The 1935-nt window shown below is 80.4% G+C and carries 2 protein-coding genes and 1 pseudogene; 2 read left to right on the top strand and 1 reads right to left on the bottom strand.

Annotation, left to right across the window (positions count from 1 at the left end; all coding sequences use genetic code 11):
- Positions 1–206: pseudogene (locus ACFV0G_RS38845) on the bottom strand (hypothetical protein); the annotation flags it as partial.
- Between the two features lie 302 nt (positions 207–508).
- Here ACFV0G_RS38845 and ACFV0G_RS38840 point away from each other — a divergent pair.
- Both ACFV0G_RS38840 and ACFV0G_RS38835 read left to right on the top strand, forming a co-directional pair.
- Entirely contained in the window at positions 509–1156 is a 648-nt protein-coding gene (locus ACFV0G_RS38840; RefSeq protein ID WP_380558465.1) for a hypothetical protein, read from the top strand.
- A 58-nt stretch (positions 1157–1214) separates the two neighbouring features.
- Entirely contained in the window at positions 1215–1847 is a 633-nt protein-coding gene (locus ACFV0G_RS38835; protein ID WP_380558462.1) for a hypothetical protein, read from the top strand.
- The last annotated feature ends 88 nt before the right edge of the window (positions 1848–1935 follow it).

Here is a 1935-nt window from a genome sequence, read left to right as displayed (position 1 = left end):
GGGTCCCGGCCGACCGTCCAGCGCACCCCGCCGTCGACCGGCCCGCCGTCCTCCACCACCAGGGTGTCCGTCAGGTGCGCCGGGCCGGGGAAGCAGAGCTCGACCGCGTACGGGTCGTCCGTCCGGTAGCGCAGCACCACCCGGACCGTCCGCGGGTGCGGGGGCCCGAAGCGCGCCGTCGTGTGCCACTCGATGATGTCCACCATGCCGCGTCCTCCCGTGGCGTCAGGGGTGCTGTCGCCGGGCGCCTGCCCCCGGCCCGCGGATCCATGCGGCGCCCCCGGGCAGCGGGCCGGGCCGCGAGCGGCCGCGACCGCCCGCCGCCGCGGCCCGCCCGGCACCGGACCGGCGCGGATCCGGCGGACCGGACCCGGTTTGCCCGGCGCGACAGCGGCAAGGCGGCCCGTGAACCGGCGCCGCACGGCGCGGCAGGCACCCGGGCGCCCCGCCCGGCCCGGCCGCCCCACCGTCCGGCGCAGCCGAGCACCACCACCGAAAGGAGCACGGCATGCCGACCGTGGCCGTCGTTCTCGTGGCCCTGATCGTCGCGTCCCTGGCGGCGTCCCCGTTCGTCCTGCGCCGTCTCGGCACCCGCCGGCTGCGCGCGCGGTTCGGACCGGAGTACGACCGCACCGTCCGCAGCCACCGCGGCGACGTCGCCGCGGCCGAACGCGAACTCGCCGAACGCGTCGCCCTGCACCGCAAGCTGCGCCTGACCGCCCTCCCGCCCGCCGACCGGACCGCGGCGGAGGACGAACTGCGCCGCCTGCAGGGCGCGTTCGTCGACGACCCGGTACGGGCCGCGGCCGACGCCGAGCGCCTGCTCCAGTCGCTGCTCGACCGCGTCGGCTACCCGGCCGAGGGCCGGCTGCCCGCGCTCTCCGTCGACCACGCCGACCTGCTGGCCGAGTACCGGACCGCCCGCGGCACCCTCGACCGCGCCCGGACGGCCGGCGCGGACACCGAGGAGCTGCGCACCGCGCTGCTGACGACCCGTGCCCTGGCCCGCGCGGTCCTCGACCGCGACCCCGGCCCGGCCCGCCGGGCACCCGGCCCGAAGCACCCGCCGGCCGCCGTACCGGCCGAGCAGTCGTCGGACGAGCCCGCGGCGGCCCACGAGCCCGCCGTCCGGACCCCGGCCGCGCGGCACGGCTGACCGGCACCGGCGGGCCGACCGTCCGCCGTCCGACCGACCCGATCACCCGAGGAGAGACATGACCGCCGACCGTCCGCAGGACCGCGACCGCCGCACCGCCGAGCCCGCCCGGGGCCGCTTCGTGGACGCCTCGCCCGCCGCCCCGAGGGCCACCGCCCCGAAGGCCGCCGCGGGCGCGGAACACCCCGTCATCCCCCGCCAGCCCGATGCGACTTCCCCGCGGACGGCGGCCGAGGTGCCCGAGTCGCCGGTGCGCCGCGAACCCAGGCCCGAGACCGCCGCCGGCACCGCCCGCCCGCCCGAGCCGGAGCGGACCCGCGGCCCCGGGCGGACACCCCGTCCCGAGCAGACCTCCGGGCCCGGGGCGACCGCCCGGCCGGAGCGGCCGCAGGCACCCGGCCGGGCCGACGGCTCGTTCGGCGGCTGGCTGGAGCCGCACCGGGTGGAGGTGCTCGCCGCCGAGTGGAGCGCCGTCCAGGCCGGCTTCGTCGACGACCCCGCCGGCGCCGTCGAGCAGGCCGACGAACTCGTCGGCCGGGTCGCGGACCTGGTCGCCGACGCCGTACGGGCCCGCCGCGAGGGCCTGCACGCCGGCCAGGGCTCACCCGCCGGCACCCGCAGCGGCACCGAGGAACTGCGCCTCGCCCTGCGCGACTACCGCAGCGTCCTGGACCGGCTGCTGGCGTCCTGACACCCCCCGGCGCGGGGGGGGGGGCGGGCGCCCCACCGCGCCCCCCCCCACGGCGCCGCCCGCCAGCACTTCACGTAAACGCGAGAGG

This window comes from Kitasatospora sp. NPDC059571 (assembly GCF_042735675.1).
Classification (GTDB): domain Bacteria; phylum Actinomycetota; class Actinomycetes; order Streptomycetales; family Streptomycetaceae; genus Kitasatospora.
Note: the sequence above shows the minus strand (reverse complement) of the source record. Positions and strands in the feature narration are given on the sequence as shown.

Coding starts and splice junctions, on each gene's coding strand:
- ACFV0G_RS38840 (WP_380558465.1), top strand. CDS start 509: ATGCCGACCGTGGCCGTCGTTCTCGTGGCCCTGATCGTCGCGTCCCTG.
- ACFV0G_RS38835 (WP_380558462.1), top strand. CDS start 1,215: ATGACCGCCGACCGTCCGCAGGACCGCGACCGCCGCACCGCCGAGCCC.